18 protein-coding genes are annotated in these 21645 nt (G+C 68.7%); 8 read left to right on the plus strand and 10 right to left on the minus strand.

Translation table 11 applies throughout. The features are described from left to right. Positions 1-65: 65 nt before the first annotated feature. Together LL964_RS13990 and sppA are read left to right on the plus strand one after the other, a co-directional pair. Positions 66-1442 (plus strand): MATE family efflux transporter, encoded by a 1377-nt coding sequence (locus LL964_RS13990; RefSeq protein ID WP_104585391.1) that lies wholly within the window; start codon positions 66-68, stop codon positions 1440-1442. Between the two features lie 84 nt (positions 1443-1526). After that, the gene (gene sppA, locus LL964_RS13995; RefSeq protein WP_104585389.1) at positions 1527-3428 is read left to right on the plus strand and encodes a signal peptide peptidase SppA; all 1902 of its coding nucleotides are present in this window, start codon (positions 1527-1529) and stop codon (positions 3426-3428) included. 228 nt (positions 3429-3656) lie between these two features. On the opposite strand, the gene LL964_RS14000 is transcribed toward sppA, so the two are convergent. Then, positions 3657-3872 (minus strand): hypothetical protein, encoded by a 216-nt coding sequence (locus LL964_RS14000; RefSeq protein WP_104585387.1) that lies wholly within the window; start codon positions 3870-3872, stop codon positions 3657-3659. A 103-nt stretch (positions 3873-3975) separates the two neighbouring features. On the opposite strand from LL964_RS14000, the gene LL964_RS14005 reads away from it, so the two are divergent. Further along, the gene (locus LL964_RS14005) at positions 3976-4752 is read left to right on the plus strand and encodes an SDR family oxidoreductase (protein ID WP_104585385.1); all 777 of its coding nucleotides are present in this window, start codon (positions 3976-3978) and stop codon (positions 4750-4752) included. Between the two features lie 262 nt (positions 4753-5014). Here the strand turns inward: LL964_RS14005 and LL964_RS14010 are convergent, their stop codons facing one another. The 9 genes from LL964_RS14010 to LL964_RS14050 all read right to left on the minus strand — a co-directional run bounded on the left by LL964_RS14010 (position 5015) and on the right by LL964_RS14050 (position 15100). Further along, complete coding sequence (locus LL964_RS14010) at positions 5015-5662, minus strand: hypothetical protein (RefSeq protein WP_104585383.1); 648 nt, start codon at positions 5660-5662, stop codon at positions 5015-5017. Then, complete coding sequence (locus LL964_RS14015) at positions 5659-6429, minus strand: hypothetical protein (protein WP_104585381.1); 771 nt, start codon at positions 6427-6429, stop codon at positions 5659-5661. The genes LL964_RS14010 and LL964_RS14015 overlap by 4 nt, the downstream gene beginning before the upstream one ends. A gap of 426 nt (positions 6430-6855) precedes the next feature. Further along, positions 6856-7419: an L-threonylcarbamoyladenylate synthase type 1 TsaC gene (gene tsaC, locus LL964_RS14020; protein ID WP_104585379.1), complete on the minus strand. Its 564-nt coding sequence runs from the start codon at positions 7417-7419 to the stop codon at positions 6856-6858. A gap of 8 nt (positions 7420-7427) precedes the next feature. Continuing rightward, a complete protein-coding gene (locus LL964_RS14025; protein WP_104585377.1) occupies positions 7428-9920 on the minus strand; it encodes a DNA topoisomerase I in 2493 nt (830 codons plus the stop codon). Positions 9921-10101: 181 nt separating this feature from the next. Next, positions 10102-11424, minus strand: a complete 1323-nt coding sequence (locus LL964_RS14030) for an RDD family protein (protein ID WP_104585375.1) — start codon at positions 11422-11424, stop codon at positions 10102-10104. A gap of 54 nt (positions 11425-11478) precedes the next feature. Then, positions 11479-12201: a pilin gene (locus tag LL964_RS14035; RefSeq protein WP_104585373.1), complete on the minus strand. Its 723-nt coding sequence runs from the start codon at positions 12199-12201 to the stop codon at positions 11479-11481. A gap of 38 nt (positions 12202-12239) precedes the next feature. Beyond that, a complete protein-coding gene (locus LL964_RS14040; protein WP_003484452.1) occupies positions 12240-12713 on the minus strand; it encodes a DUF494 family protein in 474 nt (157 codons plus the stop codon). Between the two features lie 42 nt (positions 12714-12755). Further along, positions 12756-13892 carry a DNA-processing protein DprA gene (gene dprA / locus LL964_RS14045; protein ID WP_104585371.1) on the minus strand — a complete coding sequence of 379 codons (1137 nt, stop codon included), beginning with the start codon at positions 13890-13892 and terminating at the stop codon, positions 12756-12758. A 71-nt stretch (positions 13893-13963) separates the two neighbouring features. After that, positions 13964-15100: a LysM peptidoglycan-binding domain-containing protein gene (locus tag LL964_RS14050; RefSeq protein WP_104585369.1), complete on the minus strand. Its 1137-nt coding sequence runs from the start codon at positions 15098-15100 to the stop codon at positions 13964-13966. A 131-nt stretch (positions 15101-15231) separates the two neighbouring features. On the opposite strand from LL964_RS14050, the gene def reads away from it, so the two are divergent. The 5 genes from def (at position 15232) to LL964_RS14075 (ending at position 21568) form a co-directional block, all read left to right on the plus strand. Beyond that, the gene (gene def / locus LL964_RS14055) at positions 15232-15744 is read left to right on the plus strand and encodes a peptide deformylase (protein ID WP_104585367.1); all 513 of its coding nucleotides are present in this window, start codon (positions 15232-15234) and stop codon (positions 15742-15744) included. Positions 15745-16124: 380 nt separating this feature from the next. Beyond that, positions 16125-17048: a methionyl-tRNA formyltransferase gene (fmt, locus tag LL964_RS14060; RefSeq protein WP_104585365.1), complete on the plus strand. Its 924-nt coding sequence runs from the start codon at positions 16125-16127 to the stop codon at positions 17046-17048. After that, positions 17048-18358, plus strand: coding sequence for a 16S rRNA (cytosine(967)-C(5))-methyltransferase RsmB (gene rsmB / locus LL964_RS14065; RefSeq protein ID WP_104585363.1), 1311 nt, complete (start codon positions 17048-17050; stop codon positions 18356-18358). The genes fmt and rsmB overlap by 1 nt, the downstream gene beginning before the upstream one ends. A 48-nt stretch (positions 18359-18406) precedes the next feature. Further along, positions 18407-20128, plus strand: a complete 1722-nt coding sequence (locus LL964_RS14070; RefSeq protein ID WP_104585361.1) for an ArnT family glycosyltransferase — start codon at positions 18407-18409, stop codon at positions 20126-20128. A gap of 153 nt (positions 20129-20281) precedes the next feature. Further along, complete coding sequence (locus LL964_RS14075) at positions 20282-21568, plus strand: O-antigen ligase family protein (protein WP_104585628.1); 1287 nt, start codon at positions 20282-20284, stop codon at positions 21566-21568. Positions 21569-21645: the final 77 nt, after the last annotated feature.

The raw sequence follows: 21645 nt of genomic DNA on the forward strand, positions 1-21645 counted from the left end.
GCCCCGTGCGACCCGGTGCCAGCGCCTCCCGGCACGGCCGTAGTCCGCGCGGCGATCGGTTGCCCATGTCTATCCCCCCCGCGTCTGCCTCCGCGACGCCACGCTTCGGCTCGGAAGTGCGTACCACCGGCCTGCTGGCCTTGCCCTTGGTGCTCGGCCACGTCTCCACCGGCTTGATCGGTTTCGTCGACAACGTCATCGCCGGCCATCACGGCACCGCCACGCTGGCGGCGGTCACCATCGGCACCTCGCTGCTGTGGCTGCCGATGCTGGTGCCGATCGGCACGTTGATCTCGTTGACGGCCTCGGTTTCGCAACTGCTGGGCGCCGGGCGCGAACGCGAGATCGGGCCGTTGTTCCGCCAGGCCTTGTGGCTGTCGCTGGCGCTCAGCGCGCTGATGTTCGCGTTCCTGAGCGTGGTGCCGCCATGGCTGCCCACCTTCGGCATCGCGGCCGACATCGTGCCCGGCGCGACCGACTTCCTGCACGCCGTGCGCTGGGGCGTGCCGGCACTGACGTTCTACTTCTGCATGCGGTATCTGTGCGAAGGCATGCACTGGACGCTGCCGACCATGCTGCTGGGGTTTGGCGGGCTGCTGGTGCTGGCGCCGCTGGGATATGCGCTCACCTACGGCAGGTTCGGCTTCGCCGAGCACGGTGCCGAAGGGCTGGGCATGGCGTCGGCGATCACCATGTGGGTGCAGGCCAGCGTGTTCGCGCTGTATCTGTGGCGCGCGCGGCGGTTCGCGCATCTGGCCGTGTTCGCGCATCTGGAAGGGCCGCGCTGGCGGGCGATCGGCGATCTGCTGCGCACCGGCCTGCCGATCGGCATCACCGTGCTGATGGAAGGCGGCCTGTTCATCGTCACCGCGTTGCTGATCGGCCGCTTGGGTGCGACCCAGGCGGCGGCGCACCAGATCGCCATCAACGTGGCGCAGCTGTGCTTCATGATCCCGATGGGCGTGGCCGAGGCCACCACCGTGCGCGTCGGCCACGCGGTCGGCCGCGGCGATCCGCTGGGCGTGCGGCGCGCCACCTGGGCCGGTTACGCGATCGTGCTGGGAACGCAGGCGCTGTCGGCCGCGACGCTGTTGTTCGGGCACGACGCCATCGTGGGCGTGTACACCGACGATGTGGCGGTGGCCGGGCTGGCCTCGGCGCTGTTGCTGTTCGCGGCCACCTTCCAGTTTCCCGATGGCATCCAGGTGCTGTCGGCCGGTGCGCTGCGTGGGCTCAAGGACACCCGCGTGCCGATGTTCCTGGCCATGATTTCGTATTGGGGCGTGGGCATGCCGGTCGGTGCCGGGCTCGGCCTGGGCCTGGGCTGGGGGCCGCGCGGCATGTGGATCGGACTGATCCTGGGGCTGACCGTGGCATCGATCCTGATGGGCCTGCGGTTCCGGCACACCAGCCGACAGCTGACCGCCGGCCCGGCACCCTGACTTCCAGCGCATGCCGCGCGTGCCGCGCAGCCGGTATGCTGGGCTCCACTCACGATCCGCAACGTCTTTTCGACGGAGTTTTCCATGAATCACCCCGTGCGTCGCAATCCCATCGCCAGCTTCTTCGTCGGCCTGTGGGATGTGATGAACTTCACCCGGCGCCTGATCTTCAACCTGGTGTTCTTCGGTTTCCTGTTCCTGTTGCTGCTGCTGTTCGTGGTGGCGATCGCGCGCGGCGACGGGACCAAGCCGCTGGCCGAGCGCACCACGCTGGTCATCAATCCCGAGGGCACCCTGGTCGAGCAGTTCAGCGCCGATCCGGTGAGTCGCTCGCTGGCCAAGGCGGTGGGCGACAAGAGCGCCGAAGAGGTGCAGCTACGCGACCTGGTGCGGGTGATCGAGGCAGCCGGCAAGGATCGCAAGATCGAGCGGGTGCTGTTGAACCTGGACAAGCTGCAGCCGGCCGGGTTCGCCTCGCAGCGCGAAGTCGCCTCTGCATTGCAGAAGCTGCGCGCCTCCGGCAAGCAGATCGTGGCCTTCAGCGAGAGCATGAGCCAGGGCCAGTACCTGCTGGCTGCGCAGGCCAACGAGGTGTACCTGGATCCGATGGGCAGCGTGCTGCTGGAAGGGCTCGGCCGCTACCGCCAGTACTTCCGCGAAGGCCTGCAGGACAAGCTCGGCGTGGACGTGCACCTGTTCCGCGTGGGCGAATACAAGTCCGCGGCAGAACCCTACATCCTCGATGCGGCCTCGGCCGATGCCAAGGAGGCGGACCTGTTCTGGATGAACGATGTGTGGCAGCGCTATCTGGCCGATGTGGGCAGCGCGCGCAAGCTCACGCCTGCGCAGCTGAGCGCCGGTATCGATACGCTGCCCGAAGGCGTGGTGGCGGCCGGCGGCGACCTGGCCCGGTTCGCGCTGCAGCAGAAGCTGGTCGACGGACTCAAGACGCGCAGCGAGGTCGATGCCTTGCTGACCAAGCGCGGAGTGGCCGATAACGATGCCGACAGCGGCTTCCGCAATATCGGCTTCGACGATTATCTGGGCCTGCTGCAGGCCCAGCGCTCGCCGATGGACAGCCGCCCGCAGGTGGCCGTGGTGGTGGCGTCCGGTGAAATCAGCGGCGGCGAACAGCCGGCTGGCCGCATCGGTGGCGAGTCCACCGCTGCACTGCTGCGTCAGGCGCACGACGACGACCAGGTCAAGGCGGTGGTGCTGCGGGTGGATTCGCCGGGCGGCGAAGTGTTCGCCTCCGAACAGATCCGCCGCGAAGTGGTCGCGCTCAAGCAGGCCGGCAAGCCGGTGGTGGTGTCGATGGGCGATCTGGCTGCCTCTGGCGGCTACTGGATCAGCATGAATGCCGATCGCATCTACGCCGATCCGTCGACCATCAGTGGGTCGATCGGCATCTTCGGCATGGTGCCGAACCTGACCCGCGCGCTGGACAAGATCGGCGTGCACACCGACGGCGTGGGTACCACCCGTTTCGCCGGCGCGTTCGACATCTCGCGTCCGCTGGACCCGGCCGCCGGTCAGGTGATCCAGGCGGTGATCAACAAGGGCTATGCCGATTTCACCGGCAAGGTGGCGCAGGCGCGGCAGCAGTCGGTGGAGGCGATCGACAAGGTTGCGCGCGGTCGCGTGTGGAGCGGTGCGCAGGCCAGGCAGCATGGCCTGGTGGATGCATTCGGTGGCATGCAGGAGGCGGTGGCCGATGCGGCCGACCGCGCCAAGTTGGGCAAGGGCAAGTTCCGGGTGCGCTACGTGGAAAAGCCGGCCACCCCATTCTCGCAGTTCATGAGTGGATTCGCCGGCAGCCGCATGGGCGCGTGGATGCTGGGCGATTCGGGCATGGCGCGCGCACTGCTGGCGCGCTCGCTGCCGGAAGTGGACACCCAGTTGCGCTTCGTCGAAGACGCGGTCCACGACAGCAAGGCCGGCGGCACGCCGGTGAAGGCGCTGGCGTACTGCTTCTGCGGGTTCTGACCCGGCAGAAGCCGGAATGGGCTGCGACGACGACGCCGGCGCCATGCCGGCGTTGTCGTTCTCGGGGGCTGCAAGGGGGGCGTTACACGCGGCCGCCAGCTACGCAACGCCGACGCGGGCGTCCTCGGCCGGGAATCGTCACTGGCTGCACGCGTAGCCGGGTGCGCGCGCGACACACGCTGGGTGCTTTGCGAGCTGCTGGGACCGCTACGTCGAAGACGCTTGGTGCTACTGCGTGGCGGCGTCGATGGCGTTGCGCTGCGCGTCGGCTGCCTGGTCGCTGGCGGCCTGCACGGCGCGCGCCTTGTCCAGCGGCTGCTGGATGTGGTCACGCAAGGCCGTGGCCTGCGGATCGGGCTTCTGATCGGTTGGCGCGGGCTGCGGGCGCTGGCACCCAGCGAGCAGCAAGGCAGCGATCGCAGCAAGCATCCAGGGCAGTTTCATCGTCATGATCTCGCTCGGTGTGGCGGTATCCTAACGCCGCTGCTGCAGCGCTGCGTCAATGCGTGGTGCCGGCCGATTTCCGTGTCTTGAGAGGATCACCTACGTGACGACGCACCGCTGGCGGCTGGATGGACAGACCGCGCTCATCACCGGTGCCAGTGCCGGTATCGGCCTGGCCATCGCGCGCGAACTGCTCGGCTTCGGCGCGGATCTGTTGATGGTGGCACGCGACGCCGATGCATTGACCCAGGCGCGCGACGAGCTGGCCGACGAGTTTCCCGAGCGCGAGTTGCACGGTCTGGCGGCCGATGTCTCCGACGACGAGGAACGCCGCGCGATCCTGGACTGGGTGGAAGATCACGCCGACGGCCTGCATCTGCTGATCAACAATGCCGGTGGCAACATCACCCGCGCCGCCATCGACTACACCGAGGACGAGTGGCGCGGCATCTTCGAAACCAATGTGTTCTCCGCCTTCGAACTCTCACGCTATGCGCATCCGTTGCTGGCGCAACACGCGGCCTCGGCGATCGTCAATGTCGGCAGCGTCTCGGGCGTGACGCACGTGCGCAGCGGTACGCCCTACGGCATGACCAAGGCCGCGCTGCAGCAGATGACGCGCAACCTGGCGGTGGAATGGGCGCAGGACGGCATCCGGGTCAATGCGGTGGCGCCGTGGTACATCCGTACGCGGCGCACCTCCGTGCCGTTGTCGGATCCGGAGTACTACGAGCAGGTGATCGAGCGCACGCCGATGCGCCGGATCGGCGAACCCGAAGAAGTCGCCGCCGCGGTCGGTTTCCTGTGTCTGCCCGCGGCCAGCTACATCACCGGCGAATGCATCGCGGTGGATGGCGGATTCCTGCGGTACGGGTTTTAGCCTCATCGGCACACGACTGCGGCCGCTGTCAGGCGGCTGCGGCCGATGTTGCAACGGTGTGTAAACGAAAAGACGCTTCAACACAGAAGGGCGCTTGATCCGCAACGCGCGCAACCGGAGGATCCCCGGGTCGGCGCGGGATGCATCCCTTCCCCCGCATCGCGGGGGAAGGTGCCCGAAGGGCGGATGGGGGTATCGGTGACGCGCAGGCATGACGCACTTGCTATCGATCGCCTTCCTGCACGCAGCCCTGCAGAGTCAGTCAGGGCGCGGCCGAGGGATTGGCGCAGCGGCTTTCGTCCAGGACCCGCCGCATCTGGTCGTAGCGCTGTTTGCGCTCGGCCGCTTGGGCCTGGTCGGAGAAGCGCCAGGTCGACTCGGCCTGCTCGGCGCGTTTGCGCCAGGCCTCGCACAGGCTCTGGTCCGGCACCGGTGCGCAGCGGTCGGTGACCACCTCGCAGGCGGTCCCGCCGCCGGTTGCCGGCCCGCCGGCCAGGTTGGTGGTCTGCATCGGCAAGCAGCGCGTGGCCGGTTCGCGGTCTTCGGTGAAGTAGCGGCCGTTGTCGTGCGCCGTGCATTCGAACAGCGGTGGCGGTGGCAGGGTGCTGGTGGGGGGCGGCGCCGGGGCTGCCACCGGCGTGGCGGGTGCCGCAGCAGGAGCGACAGGCGGCGTGGGGGCCGCAGCTGCGGGACGCGCCGGCGCCGGGGCCGGCGATCCGCCCGGCGCAAACGGCACCGCCGCCGGAGCGGTCATCAGTTTCTTCTGCTGCTGCATGCCCTTCGGGCACGGCATGTTCTGTACCGTGAGCGCGCCGCCGGGATCGGTGCAGCGATAGATGGCCACCTCCTGCGCCGCGCTGCCCGCTACCCAGGCCACGACCAGCAGGCCGAACAGCCGTACGCGCCTCATACGCCGCCGCAATCGCGTTGCTGGCGCGCCTCGATGCCGCGCTGTTCGCGGCTGAGTTCCACCCGCTCGCTCTGCAGGGCGCTGTTGTAGCGACGGATCAGCTCCCAGCGACGATCGGCCAGGCGCGCGCACACTTCCTGCTCGGGAAGTGCATGGCACTCGTCGCGGATCTGCACATTGCCGTAGGGAACGATGACCGTGCCGCCATAACCGCCCTGGTAACTGCCTTGATAGCCACCCACAGACGCGTCCGTGCCGAAGCTGACGCTGCCGCGCAGGCCGCCGCCGCGGCCGGAGCCGCCCTGCAGCGAGCCCGCCGGGCGCGGACTGACCGGTAGCGGCGGTCGCTGGATGCCGGCCGGCGGACGCGCGGCGATGCCATGGCCCACATAGGCAGGGCCCCAGGTCGGAACCCAGCGCGGGTTTCCTTCCGGGCTGTCGCTGGTGTAGCGCTGGCCGTCTTCGGTGGTGCACTCGTACATCGGCTGCGGCGGTTGCACGGTGACGATGCGGACCTCGCGCGTGGGGGGCGCGGCGACCGGAGCCGGTGCCTGGAGACGTTGCGGACGTGGCGGCGGATCCTGCGGCCGCTGCAGGTCCAGCACCTGCTGGCGGCCACTGCTGCACGGCGCGTCCTGCAGGGCAACCGCACCGGTGCTGCCCACGCAGCGGTAGACCCGCACGTTCGGGTCCGGCCTGGCGGCGGTGTTCGCTGCCGAAGCGGGCAAAGCACAGGCCAGCAACAGAAGAGTCAGGGAAGTGCGCATGGCCGGAGTGTGCGCGCTTGGCGGGCGCGCCGCAAAGTGTGCAGGCGCAGTTGCCGCGCAGTGGATGCGGTGTGGCCGCGTCGTCGGCAACGCTGGCCCGGCCTGGACAATGCCGACGGTTGCCTGGGAGCGACCGCACGATGTGGCCGGGCGCCACGGCGGTTCGGCCCGGGCAACGTTCCGTTCAAAAGGTCGCAGGGAGCCGCGCCGCGCGCGCTCGCAGACGCGGGCCAGGTGCCGCGGCGGGCGTGTTCGCCAGTCTCTCGCCGGCCTGGGGGCAGTGGCGCCTGCGCATGGGCGAGCGCGGGGAACAGGGGCGGTGGTCAGGATCGCGGCGCCAGCGCGGGCATGAGGTGGCCTGGCGGGGCCCTCTCGAGACGAGCGCTGCCCGGGCCTGGCCGGGCGCTGGATGGGGCTGGAGCGGCGTCAGTCGCGCAGGATCTGGCCGCTGCACGCGTCGCGGATCGTGGTGGGCTGGGCCAGGCCGCCGACATCGCCGGCGACCACGCCGTCGATGGTGGCCAGCAGGGCCGGGTCCAGGGCATCGCGGCTGCGTGCCGGCGGCTGCCCGGCGAGATTGGCGCTGGTGGACACCAGCGGCGCCCCCCAGGCCGCACACAGCGCGGCCACGATCGGGTGGGCGCTGATGCGCACCGCCAGCCCGTCGTGGGTACCGGTCACCCAGCGCGGTGCGCGGGCGGTGATCGGCAGGATCCAGGTGTTCGGGCCGGGCCAGCTGGCCAGCACGGCCTGTCTGCGTGCCGGCTCCAGCGCGTCCAGGTCGACCCAGTCGCGCAGCTGCGCCACGTCGGAGGCCACCACGATCACGCCCTTGTCCACCGGACGCCGCTTGATCTCCAGCAGGCGCAACACCGCCGCTTCCTGAGCCGGGTCGCAGCCCAGCCCCCAGACCGCTTCGGTGGGGTAGGCGATCACGCCGCCCTGCCGCACGACGACGGCAGCGCTGTCCGGGCTCAGCGTACGCTCCATGCGGTCGCTCAGCCTGCGCTCTTCTTGACCACGCGCTTGGCCGCCTTCTTGGCCACGGTCTTCGCCGCGGCCTTCTTGGCCGGCGCTTTTTTCGCCACCGTCCTGGTGGCAGCGGTCTTGGTCGCGGTCTTCTTGGCGGCCGTCTTCTTCGGCGCCGAATCCTTGACCACGGTCTTCTTGAGCGCGGCCTTCTTGGCGCCGAAGCCCTTGCGCACCGGCTTGCCGGTATCGGCCAGCAGCTGCTGCACTTCCGCAAGGCTCAACGACGCCGGCTCGCGATCCTTCGGGATCTTGCCATTGAGCTTGCCATCGCTGATGTACGGGCCGAAGCGGCCGTTGAGCACCTGTATGTCGCTGCCGTCGAATTCCTTGATGACGCGGTTGCGCGCGATCTCTTCCTTCTCTTCGATCAGGAACACCGCGCGTGCCAGATCGATGGTGTACGGGTCGTCTTCCTTCTTGAGCGAGGCATATACGCTGCCGCGGCGCGCGAACGGGCCGAACCGGCCGATCCCGACGCTGACGTTCTGCTCCTTGTCCTGGCCGAGCAGGCGCGGCATCTTGAACAGTTCCAGCGCATCCTCGATGGAGATCGAATAGATGCTCTGGCCCGGCCGCAACGAGGCGAAGGTGGGCTTCTCTTCGTCCTCCACGGTGCCGATCTGCACCATCGGGCCGAAGCGACCGATGCGCGCGCTCACTTCCTTGCCGCTGGCCGGATCGGTGCCGAGCACACGCACGCTGCCGGCATCGGTCTTGTCCAGCGAATCCTTCTTGTCCTCGACCAGTTCCTTGAACGGGCCCCAGAACTTTTCCATCAACGGGATCCATTCCTCCTCGCCGCGCGAGACCGCATCCAGGTCGTCTTCGAGCTTGGCGGTGAAGTCGTAATCCACGTAGCGGGTGAAATGCCCGGCCAGGAACTTGGACACGGCGCGGCCGACGTCGGTGGGGCGGAAGCTGCGGCCCTCCATCTCGACGTACTTGCGGAACTGCAGGGTCTGGATGATCGAGGCGTAGGTGGACGGACGGCCGATGCCGTATTCCTCCAGCGCCTTGACCAGCGCCGCTTCGGTATAGCGCGGCGGCGGTTGGGTGAAGTGCTGGTCGGTGACGATGCGGTCCAGCGGAACGTTGTCGCCGGCCTTCATCGGCGGCAGCTTGCGTCCTTCGTCCTCGTCCTCGCTGCTCTTGGTGTCCTTGCCTTCTTCGTAGACGGCCAGGAAGCCGGGCACCACCACGGTGGTGCCGCTGGCGCGGAAGACGTGCTCGCTGCCCGCCGACAGGTCCACGCTGACGGTATTGAGCGTGGCCGGAATCATCTGGCAGGCCACTGCACGGCGCCAGATCAATTCGTACAGGCGGCGTTCGTCCTCGGACAGGAAGCGCGCCACCTGTGCCGGCGTACGCAGCGCGGAGGTCGGACGCACCGCTTCGTGGGCTTCCTGCGCGTTCTTGGATTTGGTGGTGTAGACGTTGGGCTGGTCGGGCAACGAGGCCGTGCCGTAATCGCGCGCGATCACGTCGCGGATTTCGGCCAGGGCGTCCTGCGACAGGTTCACCGAGTCGGTACGCATGTAGCTGATCAGGCCGACCGAGCCTTCATCGCCCAGCGCCACGCCTTCGTACAGCTTCTGCGCCACCTGCATGGTCTTGCGGGTGGTGAAGCCGAGCTTGCGCGAGGCTTCCTGCTGCAGCGTGGAGGTGGTGAACGGCGGGGCGGGGCGACGCTTGCGCTCCTTGCTGGCCACATCGGTGACATGCAGCATGCCCTGCGCGGCCTGCTGGATACGCAGCCGCGCCGCCTCGGCGGTGTCGCCGTCGGTGACGGTGAACTGCTCGAATTTCTGACCATCCAGCTTGATCAGGCGCGCGTTGAAGGCCTGCGAAGGATGCCGGCAATGCGCATCGATGGACCAGTATTCGCGCGGGATGAAGGCTTCGATCTCTTCCTCGCGCTCGACGATCATGCGCAGCGCCGGCGACTGCACCCGCCCGGCCGACAATCCGCGCTGCACCTTGCGCCACAGCACCGGCGACAGGTTGAAGCCGACCAGATAATCCAGCGCGCGGCGCGCCTGTTGCGCGTCCACCAGGTCGCCGGCGATCGCGCGTGGCTTGGCCATGGCTTCCTTGATCGCGCGCGGGGTGATTTCGGTGAACACCACCCGCTGCATCGGCTTGTCCTTGAGCAGGCCGCGTTCTTTCAGGATCTCGGCGATGTGCCAGCTGATCGCCTCGCCCTCGCGGTCCGGGTCGGTCGCCAGGAAGATGTCTTCGGCGCCCTTGGCCGCACGCGCGATGGCTTCGACATGCTTCTCGTTCTTCTCGATCAGGTCGTAGCGCATCGCAAAGCCGTTCTCCGGATCGACTGCGCCCTCCTTGGGAACGAGATCGCGCACGTGCCCATACGAGGCCAGGACGGTGAAGTCCTTGCCGAGGTATTTATTGATCGTCTTGGCCTTGGCGGGCGATTCGACGATGAGCAGGTGCTTGGGCATGATGGCAAATTCTTGGGGCAAGGCCCGGGGGGCAGGTAGCGTGGCCTAATTGGCCGGTCGAGGGAAGCAGATCGGCCGTTTCCCACATGGTGACGCCCGGGGAGGACTCCCGGGCGTTCAGGTCTGTTCCTAGAAAGATCACGGCGGACGCCGCCGTGTCAAGCGGCCGGGGCCGCGATTGTCAGCTGTTGCCCATTCCGATCGCTGCCAGCATGAACGACAGCACCACGAGCGAGAACAGCAGCAACAGCCCGTAGATGATCAGCACCACGATCGAGACCGTATCCAGGCCCTTGGACTGACGCTCCGGGTGATCGGTGAAGGCCCAGCGGTCCACCACCAGGGTATCGCAGACCTTGTCGTGCGGCGCCTGCTTGCGCTGACTCATCCCGGCCATGAAGGCCGTCACGATCAGGCCGATGCCCAGGGTGAGTACGCTGATCAGCATATAGGCCACGTAACGCAGCAGATTGCGCCAGAAGCCGGCCCGCGCGCCGCCGCTGTGGGCGCGGACCACCTTGATGCCGCAGGCGAGCTTGCCCAGGCTGGCCTGTAGCCGGCTGGACTGCATCCAGGCGAAGTACACCGTCGGAATGGCCAGGCCGATGCCGTAGGACAGCACCAGCAGTGCGATGCCGAGTGCGTTGCCATCCTCCAGTGCCGAGCTGGCGTCGCTCATGCCGGCCCCGATCGCAATCACGAACACCAGCGGGATCACGATCAGGTACACCGCGAAGGTGGTCACCAGGCTGTCCAGGATGCTGGCGGCCACCCGCCGCCACAGGCCGGCATAGACCACCGGAGCATCGTGCGCGGCAGCGGAAACGGGGGACGCGACGGTCGGGCTGTCCCAGGCGCTGGGCAATGGCCTGCCTGCCGGCGCCGGGGCCGCCTGAGAGACCGCCGCGCCCGTCGCTGTCGCCGTCGTCGGCAGGACCGCATCGGCTGCACCCACCGACGCGGTGGGCCATGCCGGGGCGTCCGCCTCGGGCGCTGCGGAGGAAGACCACGGCTGCCCGCCTGGCGTCTGCGGCGCGGTTCGCAGTCGCTCGTCCGCTGCATCCAGGGCAGCGGCGGGCGAGGTATCTGCCGCCGTGGCAGGGGCATCGGCCTCGGGGGCGGATGGCCCATGCGGACCGGCCCCGGCGAGCTCGGCCGATCCCGTCCAGGTCTGCAGCCTGGCTTCCCCGGCCGGGGTGCTCTCCAGCGACGCGACAGCCGGCCGTGCCGGATCGGCGGCCGCGGCCGTCTCGTGCACGGCGTGCTCGTCCACTGCGTGGGCTGGCACCGGCGCATCGGCTGGCGGTGGGGGCGCTGCCGCTCCCGGCGCGTCGAGGTGCAGTTCGGCAACGATCTCGCCCAGGCTGACCCACTGCGGCAGGCCTTCCCGCCAGACCAGGCTGGAATGGTCGACGATGCCCTGCGACAGGCGCGTGCGAAGCGTGTCCGTGTCGACCGGACCCTGGCGTTGCCGCTGTGCGTCGGCGTAGTACCACTGCGTCATGGATGTCCCCTTGGCGATGCGATGTGGGTGGTGCGGTATGCGTGCCGTGGCCGATCAGCCGCGGCAATTCGGTGGAAGCTGGCGGTCGTCGATATCGGAGCTGCAGGTCCAGACGTCGGCGTCGGCATCCAGGTCCAGCCATACCGTCTTGCCGTCGATTCTCGGCGAATCCGGCGCTCGCAGGATCGCTTCGATGCCGCACTCGGTGGTCTGGAAACGGCCGATGTGGACGCTGGCGAACGCATTGGAGGCATAGTGTTCCGGTGCCGGGAAGCCGGCGTCGCCGTTGACCGGGCAACGGCCTTGGCTGGCGAGAAAGGTGGCGATCTGCGGTTTCAGCGGCGCCAGGTCGGCCACTGCCTGGGTGACCCTGGCACGGGCCAGGTAGTCCTGGTAGGACCGCGCGGCGATGGCGGCAAGCATGCCGAGCACGGCCATGAGGAAAAAGCCGCCGATGATCGCGATCAGGGTCAATACCAGCGGCCAGCCCGCGCCTCTGGCCGACGGGTAGGGCGGCGTGGCAGCAGGATGGGGGTGCCAGGCGCCCGGTGCCGCCATCGGCAGCGGTGGTGGTGCCGGGACGGCGTGCAGATCGGTGGAGACGGGCGGGCCGAGCATGTCGGCGCAGGCGGAGAGCGGCCGCCACTGGTCCAGCCCCTCACGCCAGATCAGCGTGTCCAGGGCGATCTGGCGTTCGCGATACAGGCCCAGCAGGACCCCACTGTCCACCGGACCACGCCGCTGGCGGTTGCCCTCGGCGTAATACCAACTGCTCATCCCCATTCCCTCGCGCGCGTCCGTGGCGCCGTCGACCCTCAGTGTACGGGTTCAGGCTCGTCCAGGAACATTTGGGTTTCCATCCAGGCGTAAGCCGCTTCCGCGCCAGGCTGGTTGAACAGCACCATCAGGACCACCCATTTGAGATCGTCCAGGTCCAGTTCGTCCTGGTCCAGGGCCATGGCGCGGTCCAGCACCAGCTCGCGCTGGTCGGCGTCGAGGATGCGGTGTTGCTCGAGGAACAGCAGAAATCCACGGCAATCCACATCGAGCTTGTCCAGCTCCGGGCCGTGATAGATGCGTACCGGTCCGTCGACATGCGGGCGCGCGACGCTTGGCCGCTGCTCGGAAAGCGCGTCCAGCCAATCGAAGGCCTTGCTGATTTCTGCGGGGCTGAAGCCGGCCTGGATCAGGCCGTTCTGTAGCGAGTCACGGTCGCGGACGAGGTCCGCATCTTCGCTGAAGTAATGTTCGAACAGGTACAGCAGTACATCGAGAATGCTCTCTTTCATTGCCCTCGGCCTGCGTCGCGCGACGCTGTGGAGGTGAAGAAACTAGGGATTGCGGGTATAGCGACCGTGCTCGGCAACCACGTCTCCCTCCAGTTCCATGATGAGCAGCATGGAGGACAGCGCGGCAGCCGTCAATCCGGTGCGCTGGATCAGTGAATCCATAGGGGTTGGGTCGTGGCCCAGGGCGTGCCACAAGCGCTGGTAGTCGGGATCCGGGCGTGCGGTGGTGGTACCAGGAGGCGTGTCAACGGTGGTGATGGGGGCGGCCAGGCGTTGGCGCAAGGCCGCGGCCAACTCGCCCGAGAGCAGTTGCAGCCCGTCGATGACCTGGGCGGGCTCCTCGGTCAGCGTGGCGCCCTGCCGGATCAGGTGATGGCAGCCGCGCGCGAGCGGGTTGTGCAGCGAGCCGGGCAGGGCAAACACCTCGCGCCCCGCCTCGGCGGCCAGACGCGCCGTGATCAGCGCGCCCGAACGCATCGCGGCCTCGACCACCAGGGTGCCCAGTGCCAGCCCGGCGATGATCCGGTTGCGGGCCGGAAAATGCGCCGCCACTGCGCGGGTGCCGGGCAGGTATTCGCTGACCACCGCGCCACGTGCTGCGATACGGTCGCGCAGCCCCTGGTGATGGGCGGGGTAGCTCAGATCGGGCCCGGTACCGACTACCGCTACGGTGATGCCGCCGGCCTGGGCCAGCGCGGCTTCGTGCGCGACGGCGTCCACGCCGGCCGCCATGCCGCTGATGATGCCCAGCCCGGCGCCGGCCAGGCTGGAAGCGAACGCGCGGGTGTGGTCGCGCCCGCCTGCGGTGGCCGAGCGGCTGCCGACCACGGCCACGCCGGGATGCCAGAGCGCAGTCGGATCGCCATCCACGAACAAGGCCAGGGGCGGATTGGCGATGTGACGCAGCAGGGCGGGGTAATCCGGATCCTGCCAGCCGATCAGATGATGCCCGGGCTGCGTGCACCAATGCAGGGCGTCGTCCAGGGGCTGCGCGTCGGGGGCCTGCAGCCGGGCGGTCTGCAGGTCGTCGCAGCCGGCGGCGCGCCAGGCCTGCGGCCCGGCCGCCAGCAGCGCGGTGGCCGTGGAGAAGCTTTCCAGCAAGGCGCGGCGCGGTGGGCTGCGGCCGCCGGCCAGCAGCACTACCAGCAAGTCGCGGAGGTTGGCGGCGGTCTGGGTCATGCGCTCAGCCTGCCGCGCGAACGACGACGGCGCCCTAGGGCGCCGTCGCGTTGGTGTATCGGGGGTTTCGCTTACTGCGCGTCGGGATGTTTGACGAAGTAGCCCAGGCCGGTCGGCTTGACGCTTTCCATCACCAACGCATAGCTGACCTTGTCGTAGGTGCGGAACACCATCGCGTGCGAGGCGTACTCGTCCGGCAGGCCGACGGTGGAGCCGGCCGGGCCGCTGAAGTCGTCGTCGGTGCGCGAAAAACGCGAGTGCTTGACGCGGTCGCTGACCGTGCGGCCCTTGCGCCAGATCGAGAACACCGTGCCGTTGTTGATGCCTTCGCGGGCGCCGCCGGATATGGCGATCACATCGCGGGTACCGCCGACGATGAAGGCATCGGAGATCGCCAGCACGCGCAGTTCGGTCTGCAGCGCCTGTTCGGACGGCGGGTGCGGGATGAACTGCAGGTCGTACGGCTGTGCTTCCACGGCCACGATGCGGTCGCCGGCGCGCACTTCGCGGCCGCTGTCCTGCAGCAGCAGCGTCGCCGCCTTGGAATTGCCGCCTGCCGCGCTGCGGGTGATGGTGCCGACGTTGACCTGAGCCAGCTCGTAGCCCAGCGATTCGCGGCGCGTGCTCGGGGCGATGTAGTTCTTCCAGATGTTGCCGGCGCCGGCCGTGGTGTTGCCGGCCGCATCCAGGTCTTCGTTGTGCTTGGGCAGGCTGAACTTCACGGTCGGCCGTACCACGGCGTAGCGCTGACCCGGCTGGGCGTCTTCCAGGCCGACCACATAGGCGACCTGCCCGGTGGTGGCACGCGTGCGGCCGCCTTCCAGGCCGACCACATACGGCAGCTCGTCGAAGTCCTCGACCACGCGCAGGTTCTTCAGGAACGGCTCGACGTCCGACAGCGGGATGGCATTGATCGGCGCTTCCTGGCGCGGGCCGGGCTGGACCGTGCCCTTGCCGACGCGGTCCAGGTAGGCCAGGCTGATCACGTCGCCCGGATAGATCAGATGCGGATTCTGGATCTGCGGGTTGGCCTGCCAGATCTCCGGCCACAGCCATGGTTTTTGCAGGAAACGCCCGGCGATGTCCCACAAGGTATCGCCCTTGCGGACCACATAGGTGTCTGGATGCTCGCCCACCGCTTGCGCGGCAGCGTAGGTCGCGACGGTCAGCATCGCCGCAGCGACGACCGTACGAAGTCGGTTCAACATGAGTGCCTTCTTGCCTGATTCCCCAACAGGTCCGCGCACTATAGTCCAGAAACCGGGGCGCCACGCAAGCAGTGCGCTAGAATGCCCCCGTCTTGCCGGCGCCGGGCCGGTGTTCCCAGACGGGTAATCGCATGGCTCTGCTCCCTATTCTCGAATTTCCCGACCCGCGGCTGCGCACCAAGGCCGTGCCGGTCGATGCCGCCGAGGTGGTCAGCCCGGCGTTCCAGACCCTGCTCGACGACATGTTTCAGACCATGTACGAGGCGCCCGGCATCGGCCTGGCCGCCAGCCAGGTGGACGTGCACAAGCGTTTCATGGTCATCGACGTGAGCGAGGAGAAGAATGCCCCGCAGGTGTTCGTCAATCCCGAGATCGTCGGCAAGCAGGGCGAGCAGGTGTATCAGGAAGGCTGTCTGTCGGTGCCGGGCATCTTTGCCGATGTCACCCGCGCCGATGCGATCACCGTGCGCTATCTCGATCGTCAGGGGCAGGCCCAGGAGCTGAGCACCGATGGTCTGCTGGCGGTGTGCATCCAGCATGAAATGGATCACCTGGACGGCAAGCTGTTCGTGGATTACCTGTCGCCGCTCAAGCGCGAAATGGTGCGCAAGAAGCTGGCCAAGATGCGCAAGCATGTGGCTTGAGGGCTGGGATTGGGGAGTCGGGATTGGGGATTGGGGATTGGCAAGAGCGGATGTCTGCAGGTCTGTGAGTCCGCTGGTTTCAATCATTCGGTGCGCATCGTGATGCGATCTGTCGTGTGCGTGAGCCGACGCGGTTTCATCCGGTCGGCGTGCGGATGGCCCTGAAAACCCGGATGTGGCAGTGGATGGCCCCGTTGCCCGTAGCAGGCAGCCCATTCCAGTTGCGGATGCCGATTCCCGACGCTCGGTAGGTGTCCGATAACGCCGCCACTCGCATCTGCGCGCGCACTCCCGTTCTCCCCTGTCAGCTCCACGTCGTTTCCGCCCTGGCCAGCCCCGCTGTTGCCAATCCCCAATCCCGAATCCCGAATCCCCGCCTTATGAGAATTGTCTTCGCCGGTACGCCGGAGTTCGCCGTCGCCTCGTTGCGCGCCGCCGCGCAGCGGCATGAAGTGGTGGCGGTGTATACCCAGCCCGATCGTCCGGCCGGCCGTGGCCGCGGGCTGACCCCGTCGCCGGTCAAGCTGGAGGCGGTCGCGCGTGGCATTCCGGTGCACCAGCCGCAGACCCTGCGCTCGCCCGAGGCGCTGGCCACGCTGCGCGGGCTCGAGGCCGACCTGATGGTGGTGGTGGCCTACGGGCTGATCCTGCCCAAGGCGGTGCTGGCTGCGCCAACCCATGGCTGCTGGAACGTGCATGCCTCGCTGCTGCCGCGCTGGCGCGGCGCCGCGCCGATCCAGCGCGCGATCGAGGCCGGCGATACCGAGACCGGGGTGTGCCTGATGCAGATGGAGGCCGGGCTGGACACCGGTCCGGTGCTGCTGTCCCAGCGCATCGAGATCGGCGAGCAGGAGACCGGCGGCCAGTTGCACGACCGCCTCGCGGCGCTGGGTGCGCAGGTTCTGTCCGACGGCCTGGGGCTGTTGCGCGCCGGCATCCGCCCGGTGGCGCAACCGCAGCCGGAACACGGCGTGACCTACGCGCACAAGCTGGACAAGGCACAGGCACGACTGGACTGGGCGCAGCCGGCACCGGACCTGGCGCGGCGCGTACGCGCGTTCAATCCCTGGCCGGTGGCCGAAGCGCAATTGGCCGGCGAGCGCGTGCGCGTGCATGGTGCGGTCGCGCTGGAACTGGCCCACCAGCAGCCGCCGGGCACCCTGCTGGCGGCCAGCAAGCAGGGCATCGATATCGCCTGCGGGCAAGGCGCGCTGCGGGTGCGCGTATTGCAGCGCGAGGGCGGCAAGGCGATCACCGCCGCCGATTACCTCAACGCGCGCCGCGACCTACCGGCGCTGCGCTGATGGCGGCCGATGCGGTGGCTGCAGGCGTCGCCTCGCGCCTGGTGGCGACGCGGGTACTGACGGCCGTGTTCGATCAGGGGCGCTCGCTGAAGGCCGAACTGGCCACGGCGCTGCCCGGCCTGGCCGACCCGCGCGACCGCGCGCTGGTGGAGGCGATCTGCTTTGCGGTCGTTCGCCGCCGCCCGGCATACGACGTCGCGCTGCGGCAATGGCTGGAGCGTCCGTTGCCCCCGCGCGATGCCGAGCTCAAGGCCTTGCTGATGGCCGGCTTCGCCCAACTCGACGTGCTGCAGTTGCCCGCGCACGCGGCCTTGTCGGCCAGCGTGGATGCCTGCCGTGCGTTGGGCCGGCCGCGCCAGGCCGGCATGGTCAACGCGCTCCTGCGACGCGCGCAGCGCGAAGGCTTTCCGGCGGTGGCCGACGACGCCAGCTGGCCGTCATGGCTGCGCAAGCAGTTGCGGGCCGACTGGGGCGCGCGCGCCGAAGCCATCTTCGTGGCGAGCGCGCAGATGGCGCCGATGTGGCTGCGCGTGCACCGCGGGCACACCGACCCGGCCGCCTATGTCGCGCAGTTGGCGGAAGCCGGCATTGCCGCGCAGGTCGATGCGCTGCTCCCGGACGCGGTGCGGCTGGAGAGCGCGATGCCGGTGAGCCAGTTGCCTGGGTTTGCCGAGGGCATGGTTTCGGTGCAGGACGGCTCGGCGCAGCAGGTAGCCGATGCGCTGGCGCTGGACCCGTCGGCACGCGTGCTCGATGCCTGCGCCGCGCCCGGCGGCAAGGCGGCGCATCTGCTGGAACGCCACCCCGGCCTGCAGCTCACCGCGCTGGACGTGGATGCGCGCCGCCTGGAGCGCGTGCAGCACACCCTGCAGCGCACCGTGCCGACTGCGAAGGTGCATCTGCACGCCGCCGATGCCGCCGACCTGGCCGCATGGTGGGATGGCCAACCCTTCGATGCGGTGCTGCTGGACGCGCCGTGTTCGGCCACCGGAGTCGTGCGCCGGCAACCGGACGTGCTGCTGCATCGCCGGGCCGACGATATCGATGCGCTGTGTGCGTTGCAGGCGCGCCTGCTGGATGCGAGCTGGCGCACCCTGCGTCCGGGCGGGCGGCTGCTCTACACCACCTGCTCGCTGCTGGCACGCGAAAACCAGGCGCAGATCGCCGCATTCCTGCAGCGCACGCCCGATGCGCGAGCGCAGCCGCTGGAGACGCCGTTCGGACATGCGGCCGGTCCAGGGCGGCAACGCTTCCCGGGTGAGCAGCACTGCGACGGTTTCTTCTACGCGCTTTTGCTAAAAGCCTCCTGATCGCGCCGGTTCCGGCACTCCCTTTCCCCGTCCCCGCTGCCGCCTGCCATGCTCAAGACCCGTGCCTCAAAGGATTTCTGGCTGTTGGCCGTGACAGCGGTACTGGTGATCGGTGCCGGGCTGGGCTTGCGCGACCCCTGGCCCTCGGACGAGCCACGCTTCGCCCTGGTCGCCAAGCAGATGGTGCTGAGCGGAGATTGGCTGTTCCCGCATCGCGGCAACGAGTTGTACTCGGACAAACCGCCGATGCTGATGTGGCTGCAGGCGCTGTTCTATACGTTGCTGGGCAACTGGCGGGTGGCCTTCCTGCTGCCGTCGCTGCTGGCGGCGCTGGGCACGCTGGCCTGCGTGTACGACCTGGGCCGGCGGCTGTGGACCCGGCGGGTGGGCGCGTATGCGGCGTGGATGCTGTTGTTCACGCTGCACTTCACCTTCCAGGCCAAGAAGGCGCAGATCGACCCGCTGGTGGTGTTCTGGATCACCCTGGCCAATTACGGGCTGCTGCGTCACCTGCTGCTGGGGCCGGCCTGGCGATGGTGGACGCTGGGCTGGTTCGCCGCCGGGTTGGGGGTGATCACCAAGGGCGTGGGCATCATCGCGTTGCTGATGCTGATCCCGGCCGGGATCGCCGCTGTACGCGGCTGGCCGGGTGTGCGCGTGCATGTGCGCGACCGCCGCTTCTGGCTCGGGCCGCTGTTCTTCTTCGTGGCGATCGCACTGTGGTTCGTGCCGATGGTGGTCACCGCGCTGACCGCCGGCCAGCCCGAATACCGCGTGTATCTCAACGACATCCTGTTGCGCCAGACCGCCAAGCGTTATGCCAGCTCCTGGGATCACGCGCAGCCGGTCTGGTATCACCTGCAGAGCATGGCCACGATGTGGCTGCCGCCCATCCTGCTGCTGCCGTGGGCGATCCCGGCCTGGCGCCGGCGGCTGCGCCGACGCGATGCGCGCTATCTGCTGCCGCTGGCGTGGTGGCTGCTGGTGCTGGTGTTCTTCACCATCCCCAGCGGCAAGCGCGATGTGTACATCCTGCCGGCCCTGCCGATGTTCTGCCTGGCCCTGGCGCCGCTGGCCGCAGGCCTGCTGCGCCGGGCCGGTGTGCAGCGCTTGCTGTTCGGCTTCGCGCTGCTGCTGAGCGTTGCCTTCGTGGCCGGCGGGGCGGCGATGCTGATCGGGCACCCGGGTTTCGAACAGAAGATCATGGACAGCCGCGGAGTGGGCAGCGAAGCCACCGATCCGCTGGGTTGGCTGCTGCTGGCGGTAGGCGGTTGGGGAGCGGTCTGCCTGCTGGTGCTGCGCGTTCGACGCTCCGTGCTGGCGGTGGCGGCGTTGCTGGGCGCGTGGTGGGTGAGCTTCGGCCTGGTCTGTTATCCCATCTTCAACGACTCCAGCTCGGCCGGCGCGGTGATGCGCGAGGCCGGGCGTCGCATCGGCCCGGAGGCGCAGCTCGGCCTGGTGGCCTGGAAGGAGCAGAACCTGCTGATGGCCGACCGCCCGGCGCAGACCTTCGGTTTCAAGGTGCCCTGGGACCTCCAGCTGCGGGATGGTGTGGCGTGGCAGGCCGCAGACCCGAAGCGGCGCTGGCTGATGGTGCAGGAGACCGCGCTGCTGGACTGCGTCGACCGTCGTCGTAGCCAGCTGGTGGGGGTGGCGAACCGGCGCCGCTGGTGGCTGGTGCCGGCCGACGCCATCCAGGGCGCGTGCGTGGCCAGCGCCACGCAGAAGGCCGTGGAAGCCAGGGAGCAGGGCAATCTGGATGCCGAGTGAGCCTGTTGCGCTGCGGGCTGCGCCTCTCCACTCGACGCCATGCCGCCGCCGCTATCTGCCGCCGTCTAGCAACGATTCATGCGGCGCAGCGTTAGCTTGGCGCGCGCGCTTGCCCGGCGCCGGTTCACCTTCTTCCTTGCCCCCGACGTACAGATGACCTATTTGAGTTCCCCGCCCGCTTCGCTCGAGAAGCCCGGTGCCACGACATCGTCGCGCTTGGGGATGGGCATTGCGGAGCTGGGTGTGTTCAGTCTGACCGCGTTGGTGGTCAGCATGCCGAGCGGCCTGCTGCCGTTCGGCCTGTGCCTGTTATTCGGCTCGCTGGTCGGGTGGCGCCAGCTGCGCGCCGGCATCGCCGCGCGCCGCTGGCCGTTGCGGACGTTGGGCTGGTTGACGTTGGCGGTGATCGCGATGTCGCTGCTGTCGGTCGCGCTGTTCGAACCCGCCCTGCGCGATGTCGACAACCGCTCGCGCTTTCTGGTGCTGCCCTGGGCGGCGCTGTGGGCGTATGCCTTGCAGCCACGCCAGGTCTGGCTCTGGCGCGGAGCCCTGGCCGGCGTGTTCGCGGCGATGCTGATCGCGGTGGTGCAGGTGAGCAATGGCGCCGACCGTGCCGAGGGGTGGACCAATGCGATCGTGTTCGCCGATATCGCCATGCTGCTGCTGGTGGTGGTGGCGTTCTGCCGCCCGGTCGGCGGCCTGCGCTGGCTGGCCGGCGCCGCCATCGCGGCGGTGGCGGTGATCGTGCTCAGCGGCAGCCGCGGGGTCTGGCTGGCGTTGTTGTTGACGCTGGGCGTGCTGATCTGGGGCGCGCCCTGGCAGAACAGGCGGCTGCGGCTGTTGAGTTTCGTGGGCAGTGCGGCGGTGGCCGTGGGCGTACTCGTCAGCGTGCCGGCGCTGACCGAGCAGATGCGCCTGGGCGAATTGCAGAGCGATCTGCAGCGCTACGAGGTGGGCGATGCCGATTCGTCGGCCGGAGCGCGCATCGAGCGCCTGCATGTGGCCTGGGATACGCTGCTTGCGCATCCGCTGACCGGTGTGGGCGTCGGCCGTTTCGACGATGCGATGCGCGAACTGCCGATCTGCGCCGGCGACACCTGGCTGCTGCGGTGTCACCTGGGCCATGCGCACAACGATCTGGCCGAGTGGGGCGCCACCCAGGGCGTGCCGGGCCTGTTGCTGCTGATGGCGGTCTACGGCATTCCGTTGCTGGTGTTCGTGCGCCTGCATCGGCGCAGCAGGCAGGCGCAGTTTCGTGGCCCGGCCGCAGCCGGGGTGATGCTGGTGATCAGCTACGTCCTGTGCGGCTTGACCCAATCGATGTTCGCGCATCAGATCTCGGCCAGTTTCTACACGGCCATGGTCGGCGTGCTGACCGGCCTTGCGATGCGTCAGGTGGAGCAGGTAGAGCAGGCCAGGCTGGCGACCGGCGCCGGCTAGGCGCTGCGCGGCGTTCTGAGGGATCGGAACTCTGCGCTGTCGTGCTGATGGCCGAGCCGTTCGCCGGCTCGATGGGT

Source organism: Xanthomonas melonis (assembly GCF_020783655.1).
Taxonomy (GTDB): domain Bacteria; phylum Pseudomonadota; class Gammaproteobacteria; order Xanthomonadales; family Xanthomonadaceae; genus Xanthomonas; species Xanthomonas melonis.